The 18,081-nt window shown below is 60.9% G+C and carries 20 protein-coding genes (1 of these 20 cut by a window edge); 8 read left to right on the top strand and 12 right to left on the bottom strand.

Annotated features, from left to right (window positions below; genetic code table 11):
- The first annotated feature begins 134 nt into the window (after positions 1–134).
- From EHF33_RS10925 to EHF33_RS10895, 7 genes are all read left to right on the top strand, one after another.
- Positions 135–710 (top strand): TerD family protein, encoded by a 576-nt coding sequence (locus tag EHF33_RS10925; RefSeq protein ID WP_124871244.1) that lies wholly within the window; start codon positions 135–137, stop codon positions 708–710.
- Between the two features lie 108 nt (positions 711–818).
- The gene (locus EHF33_RS10920) at positions 819–2,210 is read left to right on the top strand and encodes a TerD family protein (protein ID WP_124871242.1); all 1,392 of its coding nucleotides are present in this window, start codon (positions 819–821) and stop codon (positions 2,208–2,210) included.
- 7 nt (positions 2,211–2,217) lie between these two features.
- Positions 2,218–3,489, top strand: a complete 1,272-nt coding sequence (locus EHF33_RS10915) for a VWA domain-containing protein (RefSeq protein ID WP_124871238.1) — start codon at positions 2,218–2,220, stop codon at positions 3,487–3,489.
- Between the two features lie 131 nt (positions 3,490–3,620).
- Positions 3,621–4,196 carry a TerD family protein gene (locus EHF33_RS10910; RefSeq protein ID WP_124871235.1) on the top strand — a complete coding sequence of 192 codons (576 nt, stop codon included), beginning with the start codon at positions 3,621–3,623 and terminating at the stop codon, positions 4,194–4,196.
- Between the two features lie 186 nt (positions 4,197–4,382).
- Entirely contained in the window at positions 4,383–5,426 is a 1,044-nt protein-coding gene (locus EHF33_RS10905) for a DUF475 domain-containing protein (protein ID WP_124871232.1), read from the top strand.
- A gap of 82 nt (positions 5,427–5,508) precedes the next feature.
- Positions 5,509–6,072, top strand: a complete 564-nt coding sequence (locus tag EHF33_RS10900; protein WP_124871229.1) for an RBBP9/YdeN family alpha/beta hydrolase — start codon at positions 5,509–5,511, stop codon at positions 6,070–6,072.
- A 115-nt stretch (positions 6,073–6,187) separates the two neighbouring features.
- The gene (locus EHF33_RS10895) at positions 6,188–6,874 is read left to right on the top strand and encodes a lysophospholipid acyltransferase family protein (protein ID WP_241191144.1); all 687 of its coding nucleotides are present in this window, start codon (positions 6,188–6,190) and stop codon (positions 6,872–6,874) included.
- A gap of 20 nt (positions 6,875–6,894) precedes the next feature.
- Here EHF33_RS10895 and ahbA read toward each other — a convergent pair whose 3' ends face one another.
- From ahbA to EHF33_RS10860, 7 genes are all read right to left on the bottom strand, one after another.
- On the bottom strand, positions 6,895–7,950 hold the full coding sequence (gene ahbA / locus EHF33_RS10890; RefSeq protein WP_124871226.1) for a siroheme decarboxylase subunit alpha: 1,056 nt from the start codon (positions 7,948–7,950) through the stop codon (positions 6,895–6,897).
- Positions 7,951–8,056: 106 nt separating this feature from the next.
- The gene (locus EHF33_RS10885) at positions 8,057–8,575 is read right to left on the bottom strand and encodes an Rrf2 family transcriptional regulator (RefSeq protein ID WP_124871223.1); all 519 of its coding nucleotides are present in this window, start codon (positions 8,573–8,575) and stop codon (positions 8,057–8,059) included.
- 97 nt (positions 8,576–8,672) lie between these two features.
- Positions 8,673–9,071, bottom strand: a complete 399-nt coding sequence (locus tag EHF33_RS10880) for a RidA family protein (RefSeq protein WP_124871220.1) — start codon at positions 9,069–9,071, stop codon at positions 8,673–8,675.
- 79 nt (positions 9,072–9,150) lie between these two features.
- Entirely contained in the window at positions 9,151–10,239 is a 1,089-nt protein-coding gene (locus EHF33_RS10875; protein WP_420889941.1) for a PP2C family protein-serine/threonine phosphatase, read from the bottom strand.
- 341 nt (positions 10,240–10,580) lie between these two features.
- Positions 10,581–10,838 (bottom strand): antibiotic biosynthesis monooxygenase family protein, encoded by a 258-nt coding sequence (locus tag EHF33_RS10870; protein ID WP_124871218.1) that lies wholly within the window; start codon positions 10,836–10,838, stop codon positions 10,581–10,583.
- A 15-nt stretch (positions 10,839–10,853) separates the two neighbouring features.
- On the bottom strand, positions 10,854–11,549 hold the full coding sequence (locus EHF33_RS10865; RefSeq protein ID WP_124871216.1) for a Crp/Fnr family transcriptional regulator: 696 nt from the start codon (positions 11,547–11,549) through the stop codon (positions 10,854–10,856).
- A gap of 115 nt (positions 11,550–11,664) precedes the next feature.
- Complete coding sequence (locus tag EHF33_RS10860; protein ID WP_124871214.1) at positions 11,665–12,276, bottom strand: DNA-3-methyladenine glycosylase family protein; 612 nt, start codon at positions 12,274–12,276, stop codon at positions 11,665–11,667.
- Positions 12,277–12,402: 126 nt separating this feature from the next.
- On the opposite strand from EHF33_RS10860, the gene EHF33_RS10855 reads away from it, so the two are divergent.
- Complete coding sequence (locus EHF33_RS10855) at positions 12,403–12,897, top strand: YbaY family lipoprotein (protein WP_124871212.1); 495 nt, start codon at positions 12,403–12,405, stop codon at positions 12,895–12,897.
- A gap of 33 nt (positions 12,898–12,930) precedes the next feature.
- On the opposite strand, the gene EHF33_RS10850 is transcribed toward EHF33_RS10855, so the two are convergent.
- From EHF33_RS10850 to EHF33_RS10830, 5 genes are all read right to left on the bottom strand, one after another.
- Positions 12,931–13,221 (bottom strand): hypothetical protein, encoded by a 291-nt coding sequence (locus EHF33_RS10850; RefSeq protein ID WP_124871209.1) that lies wholly within the window; start codon positions 13,219–13,221, stop codon positions 12,931–12,933.
- Between the two features lie 10 nt (positions 13,222–13,231).
- Positions 13,232–14,959: a copper amine oxidase N-terminal domain-containing protein gene (locus EHF33_RS10845; RefSeq protein ID WP_124871206.1), complete on the bottom strand. Its 1,728-nt coding sequence runs from the start codon at positions 14,957–14,959 to the stop codon at positions 13,232–13,234.
- 73 nt (positions 14,960–15,032) lie between these two features.
- Complete coding sequence (locus tag EHF33_RS10840) at positions 15,033–17,414, bottom strand: transglycosylase domain-containing protein (protein ID WP_241191143.1); 2,382 nt, start codon at positions 17,412–17,414, stop codon at positions 15,033–15,035.
- A 43-nt stretch (positions 17,415–17,457) separates the two neighbouring features.
- The gene (locus EHF33_RS10835) at positions 17,458–17,835 is read right to left on the bottom strand and encodes a response regulator (RefSeq protein ID WP_124871204.1); all 378 of its coding nucleotides are present in this window, start codon (positions 17,833–17,835) and stop codon (positions 17,458–17,460) included.
- A 62-nt stretch (positions 17,836–17,897) separates the two neighbouring features.
- A protein-coding gene (locus EHF33_RS10830) for a long-chain-fatty-acid--CoA ligase (protein WP_124871201.1) crosses the window boundary here: on the bottom strand, positions 17,898–18,081 show its end. Its footprint extends 1,556 nt past the window's final position; the window shows 184 of its 1,740 coding nt (coding positions 1,557–1,740); its start codon lies off the right edge, out of view; its stop codon occupies positions 17,898–17,900.

Raw genomic sequence — 18,081 nt, 5'->3', positions numbered from 1 at the left:
AAATCTAAAAAGTGTAGCGATTCTTTACAATGAAATTCGTACTGCATTAGCGCTCTTCATCCGACAGCGGTTCGCGCCGCGCTGCACGTGGGGCCGCCCCGCTCCCACCCCCGACCCTACAAGGAGGAATTTCAATGCCCGTATCACTCACCAAAGGCGGCAATGTCAGCCTGAGTAAAGAAGCGCCCGGACTTAAAAAGATCAACGTCGGTTTGGGCTGGGATACCCGCCGCACCGACGGCGCAGATTTTGACCTCGACGCGATGGTGTTTTTGGTCAACGACGCTGGAAAAGTCCGCAATGACCAAGACTTCGTGTTCTTCAACAACAAAACGTCGGCAGACGGCTCGGTGGTTCACCAAGGCGACAACCGCACCGGCGCGGGCGAAGGCGACGACGAAGTGGTCAGCATTGACCTCGAGAAAGTGCCTGCCGACGTGCAAAAAATCGTGATCGCCGTGGTGATCTACGAAGGCCCGAGCCGCAGCCAAAACTTCGGCATGGTCGAAAAAGCCTACGCCCGTGTCCTGAACGGCGACGGCGGCGCAGAAATCGCCCGCTACGACCTGACCGAAGACGGCGGCACCGTGACCGCCATGATTTTCGGCGAAATTTACCGCAACAGTGGCGAGTGGAAGTTCAAGGCGATTGGTCAGGGCTTTAACGAGGGCTTCGAGGCTTTGGTCAAAAGCTACGGCGTCAACGCCTAAGCCGCCACAAACGCAGACAACTCAGGAGCCGCGCCCCCGGTGCCTTGCCTTTAGCGGCGAGGCGTTGGGGCGCTTTTTTAATCGCTGAGACTTGCCCAAAGGAGAACCATGCAGCTCATCACCGGCCAGCGCGTGCCGCTCGCCACCTTGAATATCCAGCAGCAACTCGACCTTACCTTCGACGTTGCCGGCTCCGCGCCGCAGTACGCCGCCCTCTGCTTTCTGCTTGGGGCAGACAGCCGCTTGATCTCGCCCGACGCCACCATTTCGCCCAGCCAGCCCACCGCTGCGGGCGGCGCAGTGACTTGGCAAACCGGACAACCCGGCCAGCGCTTCAGCCTTGATTTGGGGCGCTTGCCCGCCACTGTGGAACGCCTCGCCTTTGGCCTCGTACCGGAAGGCGGCGACCTGCGCGGGGTGCAGCGCGGCACCGTCAGCTTTGGCACGGCAGGCAATGCGGCGGCCACTTGGACGCTGAGCGGCCCAGATTTCAGCAACGAAAAAGCCATTATCGCTGCCGAGATTTACAGGCATCAGGGTGCTTGGCGCTTGATGATCAACGGTCAAGGCTTTTCGGACGGCCTGAGCGGCTTGGTGCGGCACTTCGGCGGCACCGGGCTGCCCAGTTTGCGGGCCGCCCCGCCGCCTGCACCAATACCACCCCCGACACCACCTGCATCACCCCCCAGCGGCGGCGGCCTCGACCTCTCACGGCGCGGACGCCCAGACGCTGCGCCTGCGGGCCAGCCACCAGCGCCAGTTCAGCCTCCAGCCAGCGGCGGCATGAGCCTCAATAGGAACCGGGGCACCTCGCCCAGTTCAACCAGTCCCAGTTCAACACCTTCCAATGCCGCCCCCAGCCGCCCGATCTCGCTGACCAAAATCACTTTGGAAAAGCAGGGTCAAAGCGCCCGCATCAGCCTTCAGAAAGCGGGCACGCAGCGCATTCACGTCAACCTGAATTGGGAAGCCAAGCCCAGCAGCGCGGCTCCCAGCGGTGGCGGCGGCTTTTTGAGCAAGTTGCTGGGCAGCGTGACCGGCGCGGACAAAGCCGCCGACCTTGATTTGGGCTGCATGTACGAACTTGCCAGCGGTGAAAAAGGCGTGATTCAGGCGCTCGGCGGCAATTTTGGCAAGGCGGACGGCCCCCCTTTCATCAAGCTCGACCAAGATGACCGCTCCGGCGCGTCGGCGGGCGGCGAGAACTTGTATATCGAGCGGCCCGATTTGATCCGCAAAGTGCTGATTTTCGCTTTTATTTACGAGGGCGCGGGCAACTTCAGCGAGGTCGGCGGGCGGCTGAGCTTTAACGATCCGCAGGGCAACGAAATTAAAATGAGCCTTTCCAACCCCGCCGCTCTGCCGTTTTGTGCGGTGGCACTGGTGCAGGCGCACGGCAATGAACTGGTGATCACCAAAGAAGAGCGCTATTTCTCGGGCCACCGAGACTGCGATCAGGCGTTCGACTTCGGCTTCAGCTGGAAGGCAGGCCGAAAGTGAGCGCCGTATGACCCAGCTTCAAGCCGGTGAAAAACGCAAATTCTCCGAAGTCGGCTTATCGAGTCCGCTGACGGTCACGGTCAAGCACGGCTTAGACGGCCTAGACATCAGCGCCTTTGGGCTCAGCGCCGACCGGAAAATGGTCGGCGACAATTACATCGCCTTTTACAACAACCCCCACACCCCACTCGGCGAAATTGTTGCCACGCTGGACGCGCATCAAGCCAGTTTCAAAATGGATCTCGCCAAATTGCCCGCTAACGTCGAGCGGGTGATGTTGACCGCCACTCACGACACGGCTCCGGTGGCCAGCGCTCCGCAACTGCTGATCGAAGTGGGCCAAGTCAGCTTTGACGCCAAGCCCGCGCTGAAAAGCGAGAAGGCCGCCATGCTCCTCGAACTCTACAAGCACTCCGGCGAGTGGCGGGTCGGCGCAATCGGGCAAGGCTTTAACGGCGGTTTGGGCGATTTGATCGTTTATTTTGGCGGCGAAGTGGAAAACCCTGGCGCTCCGGTGACTGCGCCTAGCTCACCTGTGGTCAGTCTCAAAAAGCAGACCCAGGTGAAGCTCGACAAAGAAATTGCCGAGAAAGCCCCACAACTCGTCAATCTGGTCAAACAGGCCGAGATCAGCCTCAAAAAGCGCGGCCTCGACGAGCACACGGCGCGGGTGGCGCTCGTTCTCGATATTTCGGCCAGCATGAGTTCGCTTTACCGCAGCGGCGTGGTGCAGCGGGTGGCCGAGAAAACCCTGGCGCTGGCCAGCCGCTTTGACGACGACGGACGCATGGACGTGTTTTTGTTTGGTCTCAAAGCCCACGACGCCGGCGACATCGGCATCGAGGGGATTGGCGGCGCGGTTGAGAAGCTGATCAAGCGCCACCCCTTGGAAGGCGGCACCATGTACGCCCGCGCCGTGCAGAGCGTCAGGACGCATTACTTCGGCTCAGCGGGGCCCCGCAAGGAGCCACTCAAGGAAAAAACGCCCGTCTACGTCATCTTTATTACCGACGGCGAAACCTTCGACAAAAAAGAATCGGAAGCGCAGATCAAAGAAGCCAGCAAGGAACCGATTTTCTGGAAATTCGTGGGCGTAGGCAAAGAGCGCTTTGAATTTTTGCGAAAGCTGGATGATTTGTCGGGCCGCTTCATCGACAACGCCGACTTCGTGCAAGTCGAAGACATCGACACCTTGCCAGACGGGCAACTCTACGAAATGCTGCTTCAGGAATACGACAGCTTTTTGAACAATGCCAAGAGCAAAGGGCTGCTCAGTTAAGAGCGGTTAAAGGCAGCGTGGCAACTTTTCACCCTGAATTCCCGTAATGCTGTACGTTGACGGAACCGCGATTTTACCGGCTCAAGTCTTCAAGTCTTTTGCGCTTTCACTCTCTTTAGGAGGAACCACTTATGCCTATTACTCTCGCCAAAGGCGGCAACCTGTCGCTGAGCAAAGAAGATCCCAACTTAACTCAAGCCATTTTGGGCCTCGGCTGGGACGTGCGCTCAACAGACGGCCAAGACTTCGATCTTGATGCCAGCGCCTTTTTGCTGACCGCTTCCGACAGAGTGCGTGCCGACACCGATTTCATTTTTTACAACCAGATGCGCAGCACCGACGGCTCGGTCGAACATACCGGCGATAACCGCACCGGCGAAGGCGAAGGCGACGACGAGCAGATCAAGATTGACCTCTCCAAAGTGCCCAGCGACATTCAAAAAGTAGCGTTTACCGTGACCATTCACGACGCCGAGGCCCGCCGCCAGAGCTTCGGACAGGTTCGTAACGCTTTTATCCGGCTTATCAACGAAAAAACCAACGCCGAAATCGTGCGCTTTGATTTGGGCGAGGACTTTTCGACCGAAACCGCCGTGATTTTTGCCGAAGTTTACCGCAACAACAACGAATGGAAGTTCCGCGCCGTGGGCCAGGGCTTCGCGGGCGGCCTCGGCGCACTGGCCCGCAACTACGGGATCAACCTCTAAGATTTAGGCATTTTTGAGCCGGAGTGAAAGCTCATTTCATCTCACGCTAAACAACTTATGCTGTAGCTCACGCCGTAACGGAACGTGTTTTGTCCGTGCGGCGTTTATGATAGGTGAGCAAAACTGACCTCACGGCAAAGCAGGCCCTCTGCACCGGTTGAGGAGCAGTGGGGAGTATTTGTAAAAATGAACAACACCATCCGCAAAGAATTTGGTTTTGCCGGCATCATCACGGTTGTGGCAGTGGCTCTGGCCATGTGGTACGGCTTTCGTACCGGCGGCTGGGAGCGTGCCCTCAACGATATGTTGATCGTGCTGGTGCTGGGCGTCATGGAAATTTCGCTGAGCTTCGACAACGCCGTGATCAACGCCTCCGTCCTCAAAAACATGTCGGCCAAGTGGCAGCAGCGCTTTTTGGTGTGGGGCATTTTGATCGCGGTGGTGGGCATGCGCTTGGTGTTTCCGCTGGCCATTGTGGCCATCAGCTCTGGCCTCGGCTTTTTTGAAGTGGGCAACCTGGCCCTCAACAGTCCAGAGCAGTACGCCCTAGAACTCGAGAAATCCGCCGTGACCATCAGCGCTTTTGGTGGGGTCTTTCTTTTGATGGTGGCGCTCAATTACTTTATCGACACTGAAAAAGACGAACACTGGCTGATGCCCGAAAGCCGCCTGGCAGGGCTGGCCCGCGTCGAAGCGGTGCAGGTCATTATTGCCATGGTCGCGCTGATGGGCCTGATCTTTACGGTGGTGCCGGTCGAGCAGCGCTTGGCGGCCATGTCGGCGGGTCTGGTGGGCTTGCTGATCTACTTGGCGGTCAATGCCCTCGGCGGCCTGTTTGACGTGGACAATATGGCGGCCAAGGCGGGCGCGGCGGGATTTGCCTCGTTCATGTATTTGGAAGTCCTCGACGCCAGCTTCTCGCTCGACGGCGTGATCGGGGCCTTTGCCATCACCAAAGAAATCGTCATTATTTCGGCCGGATTGGCGATCGGCGCGGTGTTCGTGCGTTCGATCACCCTGTTTTTGGTTCACCAAGGCACGCTGGCCCAGTACCGTTTCTTAGAGCACGGCGCTCACTACGGCATTCTGGCGCTCTCGCTGATCATGCTGTATTCCATGAGCGGCGCTCATGTGCCAGAAGTGGTGACCGGACTGATCGGTGTAGCGTTTATCGTGGCGTCTATTTTGGCGAGTTTGGCGGCCAACCGGCGCGAAAAGAGCCCAGGCTAAACTCACTCTCTGTTGCGAAGGTCGGACACCCCCAAGGTGTTTCCGGCCTTTTTTATTGCGGCGCAGGCGCTAGCATCAGCTGATGACCCCTCGACTCCTCTTCTTGCCCGGAATGGGCGGCGGCTCTCCTCAGCACTGGTACAGTCTCTGGCAAGCCAAATTCGGCGGCGTGCGGGTCGAGCAAGCCGACTGGAACGCGCCGACACCTGAAAGCTGGGCGGCCCGCTTAAACGAAGCGGTGGAGGCCACACCCGGCGAGGTGGTGCTGGTGGGCCACTCTGCCGGAGCGCTGACGATTGCCCACTACGCCCGCCTCTACACGGTACCAGAGCGGGTGCGCGGCGCTCTTTTGGTTGCGCCCGCCGACGCCGAGCAAGGCGGCATGCTGGAAGCCGTGAGGGCGATGGCCCCCATCCCGAGGCAGCCGCTGCCTTTTCCGGCGCTGATGATTGCCAGCGAAAACGACCCTTACCTGACGTTTGAGCGGGCCGGGGCTTTTGCCGAGGCTTGGGAAGCCGAACTGGTCACGGTGGGCGAAGCGGGCCACATCAACCCGGAGAGCGGGCACGGCGAGTGGGAGGACGGCGAAATCCTGCTCAGTGAAGCGCTGCACGCTTGGACGCCGCCGGACATCGTGCGCTTCTGAAAGGCAGGGTGTAGGCACAGCGTCACTGGCCTAAGCTTCGGGCAGCCTTCACCGCTTAATCACCTGCGCCGCGCCGCGCAAGCACAACGCGGCGGCACTCTGTATTCTAAAGGGCATGACCGCATCTCTCCCCGACCCCCAGACTTCTGAACCTGAGCGGCCTGAAGCCCAAATACAAAAAAACCAGTCGCCTGTCACCGCAACAAAGATGCCGAAACCCGCCGATGAGTTGCAAGCGCCGACGGTCAATCCGCTGGTGTATCAGTTCGTGGTCTTGGGCATGAATTTGCCCCGCGTGCTGCGCGGCCAGTACATCCATACGCTGGGCCGCGAACATATTCCGCCGCCCGGCAGCAAGTTGATCGTGGCCGGAGCGCACGTTTCCTCGCTCGATCCGTTCCTGATCGCCAAAGTGATGCCGGGGCACTATGTCCAGTTCATGTCCAAAAAAGAACTGTTCGGGCCGGTGATGGGCGACATCATCCGGGCGGGCGGCAGCTTTCCAGTAGACCGCTCCATTACTGATCTGGTGGCGATTCGCACCGCCCTGAGAATTCTCAAAGAAGACGGCACGCTGGGACTCTTTCCCGAAGGCACACGCGGCGGCGGCAACGGCCAGATGCAGGGTGGGGTGGGCTTGCTGGCCCTGCGCGGCAAGGCCCCGGTGTTGCCGGTGGGCCTGCGGCAAGAAGGCAAGCGCTGGCTGGTGCGCTTCGGCCCGCTCATTGAGCCAAAAGGCGGCATCAAAGACCTGACCGCTCAGATCGGCGCAGAGATCAGCCGGCTGAGCGGGCCGATTTAAAAGGAATTGGCTTCAGCAGCTCATCTTAACTGCTGTGCCTGCTCCCATTCATAAAAATCCGGCTTGTAGAACTCCAAGCGCACTTTTTTATATTCTTTGGTGGAATACAAAATGGCGTGATCAAACGGCGCGACCTCGTCGTGAATGGCCTGAATCTTGCCAAAGGCTTCCTCCTTGCTGCGCCCGTGAACCATCGTGAAGATGGTGTAGGGCCATTCAGGATAAGTGGGGCGCAAATAACAGTGCGACACTGCCTTGAAGCCGGCCATCTCCTGCCCGATCTCAGCGACTTGTTCCTGCGGCACCGCCCACACGCCCATAGCGTTGAAGGTAAAGCCTGCCGACTGGTGCTTGAGCACCGCGCTGATGCGCCGCAAAGCACCGGCGGCTTTCATCTGATCGGCGTGGGCAGCCACTTCCTCGATGCTCAGGCCCAGCGCGGCGCAGGCGTCGGCGTAAGGCTCCTCAGTGATCGGCAGGTCTTTTTGGAATTCCACCACGAAACGCTTGTCCAGCTCGGTCACGACGTAGCCGATGTTGCGCTGGGCGCTGGTGTACTGCGGCTTGCTCTTGGCATTCCAGGCTTCGTTGCCGGTCATGTCAAACTCCACCCCAATTTTGTAGAGGTGCAAGGTAGGCATCAAGCGGGTGAGTTTGGCCCCTGACAGCTCGTGTAGGCGGTCAACGTGGGCGGCGAGGTCGCTCTCCGGCGGCACGGCGATGGTGTACCACAAGTTAAAGTCGTGGTTGCGCTTGTAGTTGTGGCTCACGCCGGGGTGCTGATTGACGGTTTCCGCGCCCGCGTCCAGCTGCGCTTCGTCGTAGACAGCGGCCACCAAACTCGACTGGTAGCCCAGCGTGCGGGTATCGAAAATAGCGCTGACTTGGCGCAGCACGCCGCTGGCCTTGACTTCGCGCAAAATGGTGAGCGCTTCGGCTTCGCTCAGGCCCACTTCCTGCGCCAGCACCGCGTAGGGGCGCTTCACCAGCGGGATGTCTTTTTGGATGCGGTTGAGCAGCAGTTCGCGCAGCGTCGGCGCGGCGACCGGCGTGGGAATCAGAGCAGGAGCAGTCATGCACTCAGCTTAACAGCCTCCTCACAGTAAAACGTCCTTGAATCCTCTGCTTACGGAGCCGTTCTCTTGGGTGTTCAGCCATTTTGAGCAATTCTTGACCGAACGTTCAGTCAGCCGACACATCCTGAATGCGGCCCATATTATCGATATGACGCAGACTTTGTTTCAATTGATTCAATTCTAAATCGCCCAACTTCAAGTTCCCCAGCTCCATTTGGTGCAGTTCTTGGGCCAGCGCCGCTAAAGAAGTCTGGGCCAGCCGGGCTTCCAAAGCCGCTTGTGCCTCGGCGCAGATTTGGCCCAGCGCAGCCTGAATGTGCCGGCCCACCGTGCAGTCTTGGCTGGGATGCTCATGGAGAGCGATCAATCGCTCTGGGGGCTGCACCGCTTGGTAAATGTCCAGCAAGCTGATCTGGTCGGCGGCCCTCGCCAGCTTGAGGCCAGTCACGCCCTGCTGCGAGCACACCAATCCGGCGCGGCGCATCATGCTGCTAATGCCGCGCACGATCACCGGATTGACGCCCACGCTGCACGCCAGCTTTTCGGAGCTCATGGCCTGTTCCGGATAAAGACTGAGCAGCGCCAGCACGTGCGAGGCCACGGAAAAGCGGCTGGAAACCGTCATAAGTTGCGCCTCAACATGTCAGCATGTTACTTACAGGCTGCGCTGAAGTCAAGCCAGTGCAGTCAAAGCAGCGGAGCCGAGTGAGCGCGGCAAAACGTTACTGGAGCTGCGCCATCACTTCGATCTCGACCATCACGTCACGCGGGAGGCGGGCCACCTGCACCGTCGAGCGGGCCGGGTAAGGAGCCTTGAAATACTCGGCGTAGACGGCATTCATGGCCGCGAAGTTGTTCATGTCGCTCAGAAATACGGTGGTTTTGACCACGTCGCCGAAATCCGCGCCTGCTTCTGCCAGCAGAGCCGCCAAGTTGTCCAATACTTGCTTGCTCTGCTCGGCGATGCCGCCTTCGACCAGGTCGCCTGCGGGCGTCAGCGGAATTTGGCCGCTGGTGATGAGCAGGTTGCCGAAGCGTACCGCTTGGCTGTACGGCCCGATGGCAGCGGGGGCTTCGGCAGTCGAGATCACACGTTTGGCCGGGCGAGATGAATCGGTCATGGCTTCATTGTAACGGGCGTGCGTAGCCTTCATCCAAACTCGCTTTCTTCCCGCAACCTGCCGCCTACTTTCCCAAACCTCAATTCAAGTCTTGCTGGTCTTTTGGCGGGCCCGCAGTTTTCTTCAGCCGCAACGCTTGAGGCAGGGCCTGCTGAAGGCGGCGTTGGCTGTGCCACTTCATCCAAAGCAGCACGCCGATGAGCGCCGCCGCCGAGACCGACAAAATAAAGGTGCGCTCCTCTTGAAAGAGCAGCGCTCCCATCAAGGCGAAGTACACCAAGGCCAGCGCCGCGTAGACCAGCGGGCTGCTGCCTTTGCGGCTGCCCAGCAAGACATCGACATAAATGGGGCCGTCGTTTTGGCGCGGCGGCAAGCTGTAGCTCGGTAGGGGCTGCTGGCAGTCCACGTCGACCACCACCGCCGTGACGTTGTCGGGCCCGCCCAGCGAATTGGCGGCGTCCACCAAGCGCTGCACCGTGATCGCCGGCGGCAGCCCCCAGCCCAACATGGCCTTGAGATCATGCTCCTCGACCACGCCGCTCAGGCCGTCACTGCACAGCATCAAGCGGTCGCCTTGTTTGAGCGCAAACCCGTACAACTCTAAGCGCACCCGTTCTTCACCGCCCAGCGCGTTGCTCACCACACTGCGCCACTGGTGCTCACGCGCTTCGGCCTCGGTGAGGTGGCCCAACCGCACCTGCTCGGCCACCCACGAATGGTCTTCGGTAAGGCGGGTCAGCTCGCCGCCGCGCAGCAGATAAGCCCGTGAATCGCCGACGTGGGCCAGCAACGCCGCGCCCTTGTCGATGGCCAGCGCCACCAAAGTGGTGCCCATGCCGACGTACTCGCCAACCGCGTGGTGCATCACTTCGAGGTTGGCCGCCTGCACCGCTTCGGCGAGCCGCTCCGGCGGACGCTTGCGTCCTTTGAGGAAGGTATTGCCCAGCGCGTCGAGGGCCAAATTGGCGGCCAACTCGCCCGCCGCGTGCCCGCCCATTCCATCAGCAACAGCGTAAAGCCCGCCCGAAAGCGACTCCACCGCCAAACCCGCGTCCTGATTGACGCTGCGCTGCCGACCCTTATCGGTCAGCAAGCCAGACAACAAAGGAGAAGTCGCGCTGCGGCGCATAAACAGAGTATAGATTGGCGGCGAGTGCGAGGTGGCCATACTGCTGCTCCTTTGAATGACGTAGAAAAAAGGCACTGACCATATACGGGCGCGGATCAGGGCAGGAAGGGCGGACGGCTCCGAACCTACGGGCAGCGGGCTTGTCAGAATTTTGACAGAACTAAGCTTGATGATAGAGGGTTAGGCCGCTGGCGGTGTGGGCCTCCTGACGGTTGGCCCTGAATCCAGCGGGGGAAGTGGGGGAGAAGATACGGCCTTGATCCTCAGCCGAGCATGAGCGCTGGCTGAGTCAAGGATAAACATTCTACCCTTTCAGATTTCTGAATGTCTTTTAAGACAGGCAATCCGGCACGTTCCCAGTCTTCACCCCAGATGCGAGATCACGTCGCTTGACCGCCTTCCCCGAGCGCTGCCCGCACCTCAAAGCTCCAGTGCTGATAGCCCTGCGGGATGTCGAGCACCGGCACCTCACCTTCCCAGTGACTTTCAAGCAGCCACACATCCGGCTGCGTGGGCGCGGCAAGCAAGTACGCGCCAAGCAGACCCGGCTCTGAGCCGAGCCGCTGCAAAAAGGCCAGCAAAAGGCCTTCAGCTTGCTCGCCCCGCCCTTCGAGGTAGTGAATGTGTTTGGGATGCATTTGGCCGCGCCGCTCTTACTGGCCGGTTTCGATGTAGCGCTTGAGGGCGTCCATCCGCACAATGATCGGCGTTCGGGGACGCACGATGGCTCCGCCCTGCTTGAGCTTACTCAGGCTGTGGCTCACCGTTTCGCGGGTGGCTCCCACCATCCGGGCGATGTCTTCCTGGTTGAGGCGCAAGCTCAGCTCTACGCCCTGCGGATGTGGACGGCCAAACTCACGCGCGAGGCGGTAGAGCAAGCTGGCGACCCGCTCAGGTGCGCTGTAGGCGCTGACCTCGGCGCTCCAAGACTGGGCCTCGAACAACCGGGCGGCCATCAACCGAATCAGCTTCATGGCAAGGTCAGGCTTGGCAATCAGCAATTTTTGCAGCTCTCCACGCGGCAAGACAATCAAAGTGGTTCGCTCAAGCGTTTCGGCCTGGGTGGGGCGGCGCTCTTCGGGTTGCAAGAGCAGTTCGCCGAAGGTGTCATGCTGACCCACCACGCTGAGAATGGCTTCTTTGCCGTTGGGAAAAAGCTTGCTGATCTTGACCAGGCCGGAGCGCACAAAGTAAAGGGCGTCCGCCGGATCATCCATGCGGTAGATGACTTCGCCGGACTGGTAAGAGCGGTAGGGCGTCGCAGCAGCCACTTTTTCCAGCTCAGCCAGCTCCAAATCCGCGAACAGCTCCGTGCGCTTGAGATGCCATACCAGACTGGGATAATTCATGATTGTCCTTAGGATAGCTCACGCAGGCTTAAAAAATCCGAAGTGCAGCGGCTTCTTCAAGTGTACAGGTCGTCAGTCTGCCGACTGGCCTGCGCTGCCGAGGTGGCCGAGGCGCTCATGCCAAACGCCTGACCGCCCCGGCCACCTCCGGCGTGACGTGAAAGGTGCGCCACAGCAACCGGGCCGCGTAACTGCGGTGCGGCTGCCAACCTCGCACCACCGCCACGTGATCTTGGTCAGGGTAATACTGCGCCAGCGCTTTTCGCAGCGCCAAGTCCCCGAAACTAAAAACGTCGGGGCGGGCCAGCGCGAAGAGTAAAAACATCTCGGCCGTCCAGCGACCAATCCCCGGCAAGACGGTCAGTGCGGCAATCACCGCTTCATCGTCCAAGCCGGCCAGGTGAGCGAAGTCAATCTGGCCGCTTTGCTCGGCGGCGGCAATGGCCTGCACGGTGCGGACTTTGGCCCACGACAGGCCCAGCGCCCGCAGCGTTTCCGGCGCGGCGCTGAGCAGAGAAGTGGAGTCAAAATTGTCGGTGGCCGCCGCCACCCGCTCGGCAATGGCCGCCGCCGCCTTGACAGAAAGCTGCTGGGCGTTGACGCTGCGGATCAGCGACGCCAGCGGGTCGGCGGCGGGCGGCAACTCCGGCAGCGGGCCAGCTTCCAGCAGTGGGATCAGCGCCGGGTCAAGGGCGAGGGCGAGGTGGGCAGTGGGCAAACGGGGCATGCAGGCAGTATGTCAAAAGCAGAGCGCCGAGCAGTCGCGCCTGCCGTAAGTAATGAACTGACGGTTTCCTGACAGCATTGCAACGCGCTGCGCTTTTTCCTCACCTCGGCTTGTTACCCTAGACACATGAAGATTTTCTCACTTTTTGCCGCCACCTTGCTGCTCAGCGCCGCGCCCACCACCCAAGCCCAGACCGTCATCAACGGCGTGACCATCACCAAACCCGGCCAGAAAGCCGCCGCGCCTGCCCGCCGCACGGTTCCGGCGTTTGTGGATCAGAACATTCCTGCCGACTGGGTAGACGTTCGCGGGCGCGTCGCCACCGGCAGCGCCGGACGCACCGATTTACCGGCAGGCAGCAAAGTGACGGTGGAACTGCGCGACATTACCGTCCCGACTGCCGCCAAAACCTTGGTGAGCACCACCTTTCCCAGCGCCTCGTTGCCGGTCAGCTACCAAATCGTCTCCAGCCCGCGCCGCTTTACCAGCAGCGGGCAATATGCCGTGCGGGTGAGCGTCAACAACGCTGCGGGCAAACTGATTTATAGCAATACGGTTCAGCAGCTCATCAATCCCGCCGCCAAGCGCATTCTGGCCGACGTGCGGGTCAGCGCTCCGTAATACAGCAACCCTAGCGCAACCAACCGCTCCGTTTCACTCCAAGTGTTCGGGGCGGTAGTCTTTTTCCACGTCTACACGCACGGGGCCGCTCAGCCGGACGCCCTCGGTGTGCGGGTCGGCCAGTTGAGCTAGGCTGCCTTGCAGACCCACCGTCAAGCGCGGCCCGTCGCCCACCACTTCAGCGCTGTGGGGGTCGAGCACCACCCGCCAGCCGCCGCCCGGCCAGTTCAGCGCCGCTTCCAAGCGCTCACCGCCGAGCAGGGCCGCCACTTCCAGGTCGTCCAAGCGCACCCGCAGGCTGCGGGATGTCCAGCGAAGTTTCACGAGGTCAGCTTCATGGGTTGTAGGTTTTGGTGAGGCTGCCCAGCGTGCCGGGGGCGCGGGCCTGATAAAATACCAAGCTGATCGGCAAATTGCTGCCGCTGGCCGGAACGAAATCTATTTTGAGCTGGTCACTTTGAGAGCGCCACAGCAGCGTGGGCTTGTCCGGCGTAATGGCCACTCCACTGCGCGGCAGTTTGACGGTTTGGCTGATCGGGCCGTCTTGCACGTTCATGGCTCCCCTGTAAAGGCCGCCCCGAGGACTCAGCGCCACCGCCACGCCGCTGGTGCCCATGATCTGAATGTCGTACAACACGCCGTAATTGCCGCTCAGCCGTACTGACTGGCCGCTCAGCACGTCACTACCGAGAATGGCCGGGTCGATCTGGCCGTCGCCGATGAGCATCCGGGCAGGCAGCGAGCTGAGCTGCGCCCGAATGATTTTTACAGCGTTGGGAAAGGTGCCGCGCACGTGTTTGCCGTCGGCAGGCAGGTAAGGAAGCTGCTGCAAAACGGGGGAACTGGGCGGCAGCTTGTCTTCGAGCATGGCGAAAGTCAGCTCGACGCGCCCGGAAGTAGTGATGTCTTGCAGCACATTCACGCCGCTGCCCGGATTCAGGGTCGGGCTGGCGTAGAGGGCCACGCTCTCGCCAGGCTGCAAGGTAAAGCGCTGCTGAGCCGAACCCGCAAAGTAATCGAGCAACGTGACTTGGCCGAGTTGCCCCTCGATGCGGGTGGGAGCCGTTTCGCCGAGGCGCTCGGTGCTGATCTCCACCGGACGCGACTCGAGGTTGCGGGCCACCGTATAAAAACGGGCGGGTTGGCTCAGCGCGTTGAGGTGGTAAGCCAGCAAACGGGCGCGGCCCGACACGGTGTCTTGGTAGAGCAGGCCGCTTTGAACGGGCGCTTCGGGGCTGTTGGAAAAAATCAATGTGGTGGCGGCAGTAACCATAGACTGGGTGCCCACCAGCGGATAGGTGTTGACCAAGGTGTCGGGGAAGCTCTCGCCAGGGTCGGCATACTTGAGGGCGTAGCTCAGCGGCGTGTCCATCAGCGGGCCAACCACAGTGAGCGTGCGCGAATAAGGAGTGCTGACTTGGCCACGCGAGTTGGTGACTTGCAAGGTCACGGTGTAGCTGCCCGGCTCGAAATACACATCGCGCTTGTTGCTCCATTTGCGGCTGACGATATCTGCGCCGTCAGGGTCGAAGGGATAGTCGGTGTAAATGACTTTTTCGCCCGGCGCGTAAACCGCTTTATCGGTGCTGAAGCGGGCCTGAGGCAGCAGCGGGTCGCCACCGAGCGGCAGCGCGGTCAGCGAGAAGCTGCGGCCATCGTCGGAGAAGCTCAGGTTGGCGTTCAGGCCATCGGCCAGCACCCTGGCGTTCAGATACAGCACGTCGCCGATCAGCGCGGCGCTGCCGGTCGGCTGGGGCGCGGCGTCAAGCGTGACGTTGAGCGACGTGGGGTCAATCACCAAGCGCCCCACCGCGATTCGCCCCGGCGTTTGGCTGACCAGCTGGCCCAGCAGCGCCGAAACTTCGAGGAGCGGCAACACCGTGCGGCCCTGCACCAAGCGTGGCGGGTTGGTGAGCTTGGTGGGCTGGCCGCTGAGCTGCGCCGCCGTCTGGTCGGTGCCGCCCTGAAGCTGCGCCGAGGCGGCGGCTGACGCCGAACTCAGCAGCAGACCTGCGCCGAGGAGAGCGGGGAGGAGAAAAGAAAAAGACAGGCGAAAAGGCATTCGGCGAGTATACGCAGCCAAGCTGATGCACTTCTGGCTGCATTGTCCCGCCGATGGCTCTTTGATAAGGGAGCTAGCTGCCGGGTTTGGGCGGTGTTGGCGGCGCGGGCGGCGTCGTGATGGGCAAATTGCCATTCGACTGATGAAAGGCTTTGACGGCGGCGGGGTCGGCGGTTTCGTCGGGCAGCGGCGTCACGTCGCCGTCGGAAGCGTAGCTGGCGATTTGCGACGTGTAAATGCGGCGCGGCGCGATATTGGCCGGCTTGGTGAACTCGGTGGCCAGCCGCCCGGTGGTGATGTCCACATAAATCACGGTGGTCGAGGGATCGCTGCTGCCGAGGCCTACCTCTTGATACTGGGGCCGGGCGGGAATCTGCTCTGGGACTCCGTTGGCGGCGTCGCGGAAACGCGGATCGAGCATGGCTACCTGAACCGTTTGCAGCGGGCCGATGGGCGGAAGCGCCGTCTTGTAAATGCCGGGCGGCGGCGGCCCGAAGTCACGGGCAGTTTTGCCAGCCAGAGCGCTGACCATCATGTTGTGCCAGATCGGCGGTGCCCAGACGCCTGAATAGATGTTGGTGGCCATGTTGCCGCCCTGCTGAATGCCGATCCAGACTGCCCCGACGTAGTACGGATTGACACCCACGAACCACAAATCCTTGGGGCCGTTGCTGGTGCCGGTCTTGCCACCCACCGGCCAGCCCGGGATACGGGCCGGTTCGGAAAAGCCGCCTTGGCTGGTGGTGAGGTCGTTGACCACGCCCTGAATCATGTCGAGGCCCAGATACGCCACTTGCGGCGACCAGACCCGCTTGGGGCGCTCGACTTCGTTGACCACGTCGTAGAGCACTTCGCCGCGTGCAGTGGTGACGCGGGTGATGTAGCGCGGCGGATGATACAGGCCGCCGTTGGCAAACGGCGCGTAAGCCGCCGCCATCTTGACTGGGGTGGTCTCGACCGCGCCCAGCGCCGCCGCGAGGCCGGTGCCGTCATTGGGCGGAATGCCAAGTTCCTTGAGCTTGCCGAAGAAGGTCGGCAGTCCGACATCGTCGGCAATTCGCACGGTGGGCAAGTTGAGCGAGCGGTCGAGCGCTTCACGCAGCGTCATGTTACGGAACGTCATCTCGCCTTCAAAGTCTTTGGGCGCGTAAAAGCCGCCCTTGCAACTGGGGCAAGGAAAGCTGATCGGCTTGTCGTCACGGGTGGTGAGCTGGGTAAATTTGTCGGTAGACAGGGCAGTGGTGTAGAGCAGCGGCTTGATGGTAGAGCCGATCTGGCGCTGGCCCTGCGCGGCGTTGTTCCACTCGGGCGGCGTGACGCCGGGGCGCAGCTTCTGACCGATCATCCCCAGCACGTCGCCGTTGAACGGATCGCTGATGACGGCGGCCAGCGTCGTTCTGGGCGGAATCTGGGCATTCAAACTGGCCTTTTCCACCGCCGCCTGAATACGCGGGTCAATCGTGGTGTAGACCCGCAGACCGCCGGAGCCGTAAACCTTGTCGCGTCCCAGGCGGGCGACGAGTTCCTGCTCGACTTGCTGCACGAAATCGGGGTAGCGCACGGTGGTCACCGCTTTTTGGTAGACCGCCGTTTTGTCCACCAGTTTGCTGCTGGTCAGCTTGCCTTGGTCGTCGTAAGCGACTTGCCAGCCACGCGGCACCAATTTTTCTTTCCAAGCGGCGTTGGCCTGCTCCTGCGTCACCCAGCCGTCCTGCACCATGCGGGTCAGCAGCGAGCGCATGTAGCCGCGCTGATTGGGGTAGTTGTTGTAGCGCCCGCGCGGACTCGGCACCAAGGTGGTCAGGTAAACGCTCTGGGCCAAGTCGAGGTCACGCGGGGCTTTACCGAAATAAGCCTGCGAAGCGGAGTAGATGCCGTAGAGTTCCACCGGCCCGCCGTCACCCCAGTAAATGGCGTTGAGGTAGTCCTGCAAAATCTCTTCTTTGGTAAAGGCCCGCTCCACCAGCACGCTGAGCATCCATTCTTTGATTTTGCGGTCTGGGGTGCGGGCCAATTGGTATTCCTTGAGCAGCAAAGTATTGCGGACAAGCTGATTGGTCAGCGTGCTGCCGCCCTGCACATCTTCTTTTTGCGATAACCGCCGAAACTGACGGGCAATGCCGTAAGGATCAAGGCCGTAATGCTGGAAAAAGCGCCGATCTTCGTTGGTAATCAGCGCCGCCGTCATAAACGGGCTGATCTCGTCGAGCTTGACCAGGGTGCGGCTGACTTTCTGATCGCCGACTTTGGGCACCAGCGTACCCAGCGGGCTGTTGTCGCGGGCGTAGACGCGGGTAATCGCCCCGAGACTCAGCGTATCGAGCTGGCGAAAATCCGGCAACTCCCGCGCCCATTTGGTGCCGTACGTGGAGGCGATCCCCACACCAATAAAAACGGCGGCGACGATCAGTGCGCCCACAAATTTCAAGAACTGCAAAAACAACCTCAAGACCATGTGTTTCTCTCCCCGATAGCTCGGTTCACTGCACTCTTCACCGTTACGGTTGGCGTCCGCTCAGCAAATGGGTGATGCGGCCCCGCAAATTCTTGCCTGACAGCGGCTTGGACACGATGTCATCGGCCCCGACCAACTTGGCGTGGTCGCGGGTGTGGTCGTCATCCATAGCGGTCAGCAGCAGCACCGGCGTGTTGCGCAGGCGCTTGATGCGCTTGACCCGCGAGCAAATTTCAAAGCCGTCCATATACGGCATGTTGATATCGAGCAGCATCACGTCGGGGGTGTGGGTCTGGAGATATTCCAGCGCGGACTTGCCGTCGGCGACCGCCACGATCTCGTGCCCATCTGCCGACAAAATGACTTCCAGCATGGTACGGATGGCCGGTTCATCGTCCGCGACGAGGATGGTATGCGACATATTGGCTCATCATAATGCAGGGCTGGGGTGGAGAATGCGAGGTTGGGTGAGAGCGCGGGCGTTTAAGCTCCGGCGCTCGCCGCCACTGTGGCTTGCTCCATTTTGGCCTTCTCTTCTTCGGCCAGTACGCGGCGCAGCACTTTGCCCGCTGCCGAGAGCGGCAACTCGCTTCTGAACTCCACGCTGCGGGGAGCTTTGAAAGCGCTGAGCTGCTGTTTGCAAAAAGCGGTGATCTGCTCCGGCGTG

The organism is Deinococcus psychrotolerans, assembly GCF_003860465.1.
Lineage (GTDB): Bacteria > Deinococcota > Deinococci > Deinococcales > Deinococcaceae > Deinococcus > Deinococcus psychrotolerans.
This window is presented reverse-complemented; position numbering and strand designations above follow the sequence as displayed.

Bases quoted from the DNA above. Each gene is read 5' to 3' on its own strand.
- EHF33_RS10910 (WP_124871235.1), top strand. From the start codon at position 3,621: ATGCCTATTACTCTCGCCAAAGGCGGCAACCTGTCGCTGAGCAAAGAA.
- EHF33_RS10845 (WP_124871206.1), bottom strand. From the start codon at position 14,959: ATGCCTTTTCGCCTGTCTTTTTCTTTTCTCCTCCCCGCTCTCCTCGGC.
- EHF33_RS10875 (WP_420889941.1), bottom strand. From the start codon at position 10,239: ATGGCCACCTCGCACTCGCCGCCAATCTATACTCTGTTTATGCGCCGC.
- EHF33_RS10835 (WP_124871204.1), bottom strand. From the start codon at position 17,835: ATGTCGCATACCATCCTCGTCGCGGACGATGAACCGGCCATCCGTACC.
- EHF33_RS10905 (WP_124871232.1), top strand. From the start codon at position 4,383: ATGAACAACACCATCCGCAAAGAATTTGGTTTTGCCGGCATCATCACG.
- EHF33_RS10920 (WP_124871242.1), top strand. From the start codon at position 819: ATGCAGCTCATCACCGGCCAGCGCGTGCCGCTCGCCACCTTGAATATC.
- EHF33_RS10860 (WP_124871214.1), bottom strand. From the start codon at position 12,276: ATGCCCCGTTTGCCCACTGCCCACCTCGCCCTCGCCCTTGACCCGGCG.
- EHF33_RS10915 (WP_124871238.1), top strand. From the start codon at position 2,218: ATGACCCAGCTTCAAGCCGGTGAAAAACGCAAATTCTCCGAAGTCGGC.
- EHF33_RS10840 (WP_241191143.1), bottom strand. From the start codon at position 17,414: ATGGTCTTGAGGTTGTTTTTGCAGTTCTTGAAATTTGTGGGCGCACTG.
- EHF33_RS10895 (WP_241191144.1), top strand. From the start codon at position 6,188: ATGACCGCATCTCTCCCCGACCCCCAGACTTCTGAACCTGAGCGGCCT.
- EHF33_RS10865 (WP_124871216.1), bottom strand. From the start codon at position 11,549: ATGAATTATCCCAGTCTGGTATGGCATCTCAAGCGCACGGAGCTGTTC.
- EHF33_RS10885 (WP_124871223.1), bottom strand. From the start codon at position 8,575: ATGACGGTTTCCAGCCGCTTTTCCGTGGCCTCGCACGTGCTGGCGCTG.
- EHF33_RS10870 (WP_124871218.1), bottom strand. From the start codon at position 10,838: ATGCATCCCAAACACATTCACTACCTCGAAGGGCGGGGCGAGCAAGCT.
- EHF33_RS10880 (WP_124871220.1), bottom strand. From the start codon at position 9,071: ATGACCGATTCATCTCGCCCGGCCAAACGTGTGATCTCGACTGCCGAA.
- EHF33_RS10925 (WP_124871244.1), top strand. From the start codon at position 135: ATGCCCGTATCACTCACCAAAGGCGGCAATGTCAGCCTGAGTAAAGAA.
- EHF33_RS10855 (WP_124871212.1), top strand. From the start codon at position 12,403: ATGAAGATTTTCTCACTTTTTGCCGCCACCTTGCTGCTCAGCGCCGCG.
- EHF33_RS10900 (WP_124871229.1), top strand. From the start codon at position 5,509: ATGACCCCTCGACTCCTCTTCTTGCCCGGAATGGGCGGCGGCTCTCCT.
- ahbA (WP_124871226.1), bottom strand. From the start codon at position 7,950: ATGACTGCTCCTGCTCTGATTCCCACGCCGGTCGCCGCGCCGACGCTG.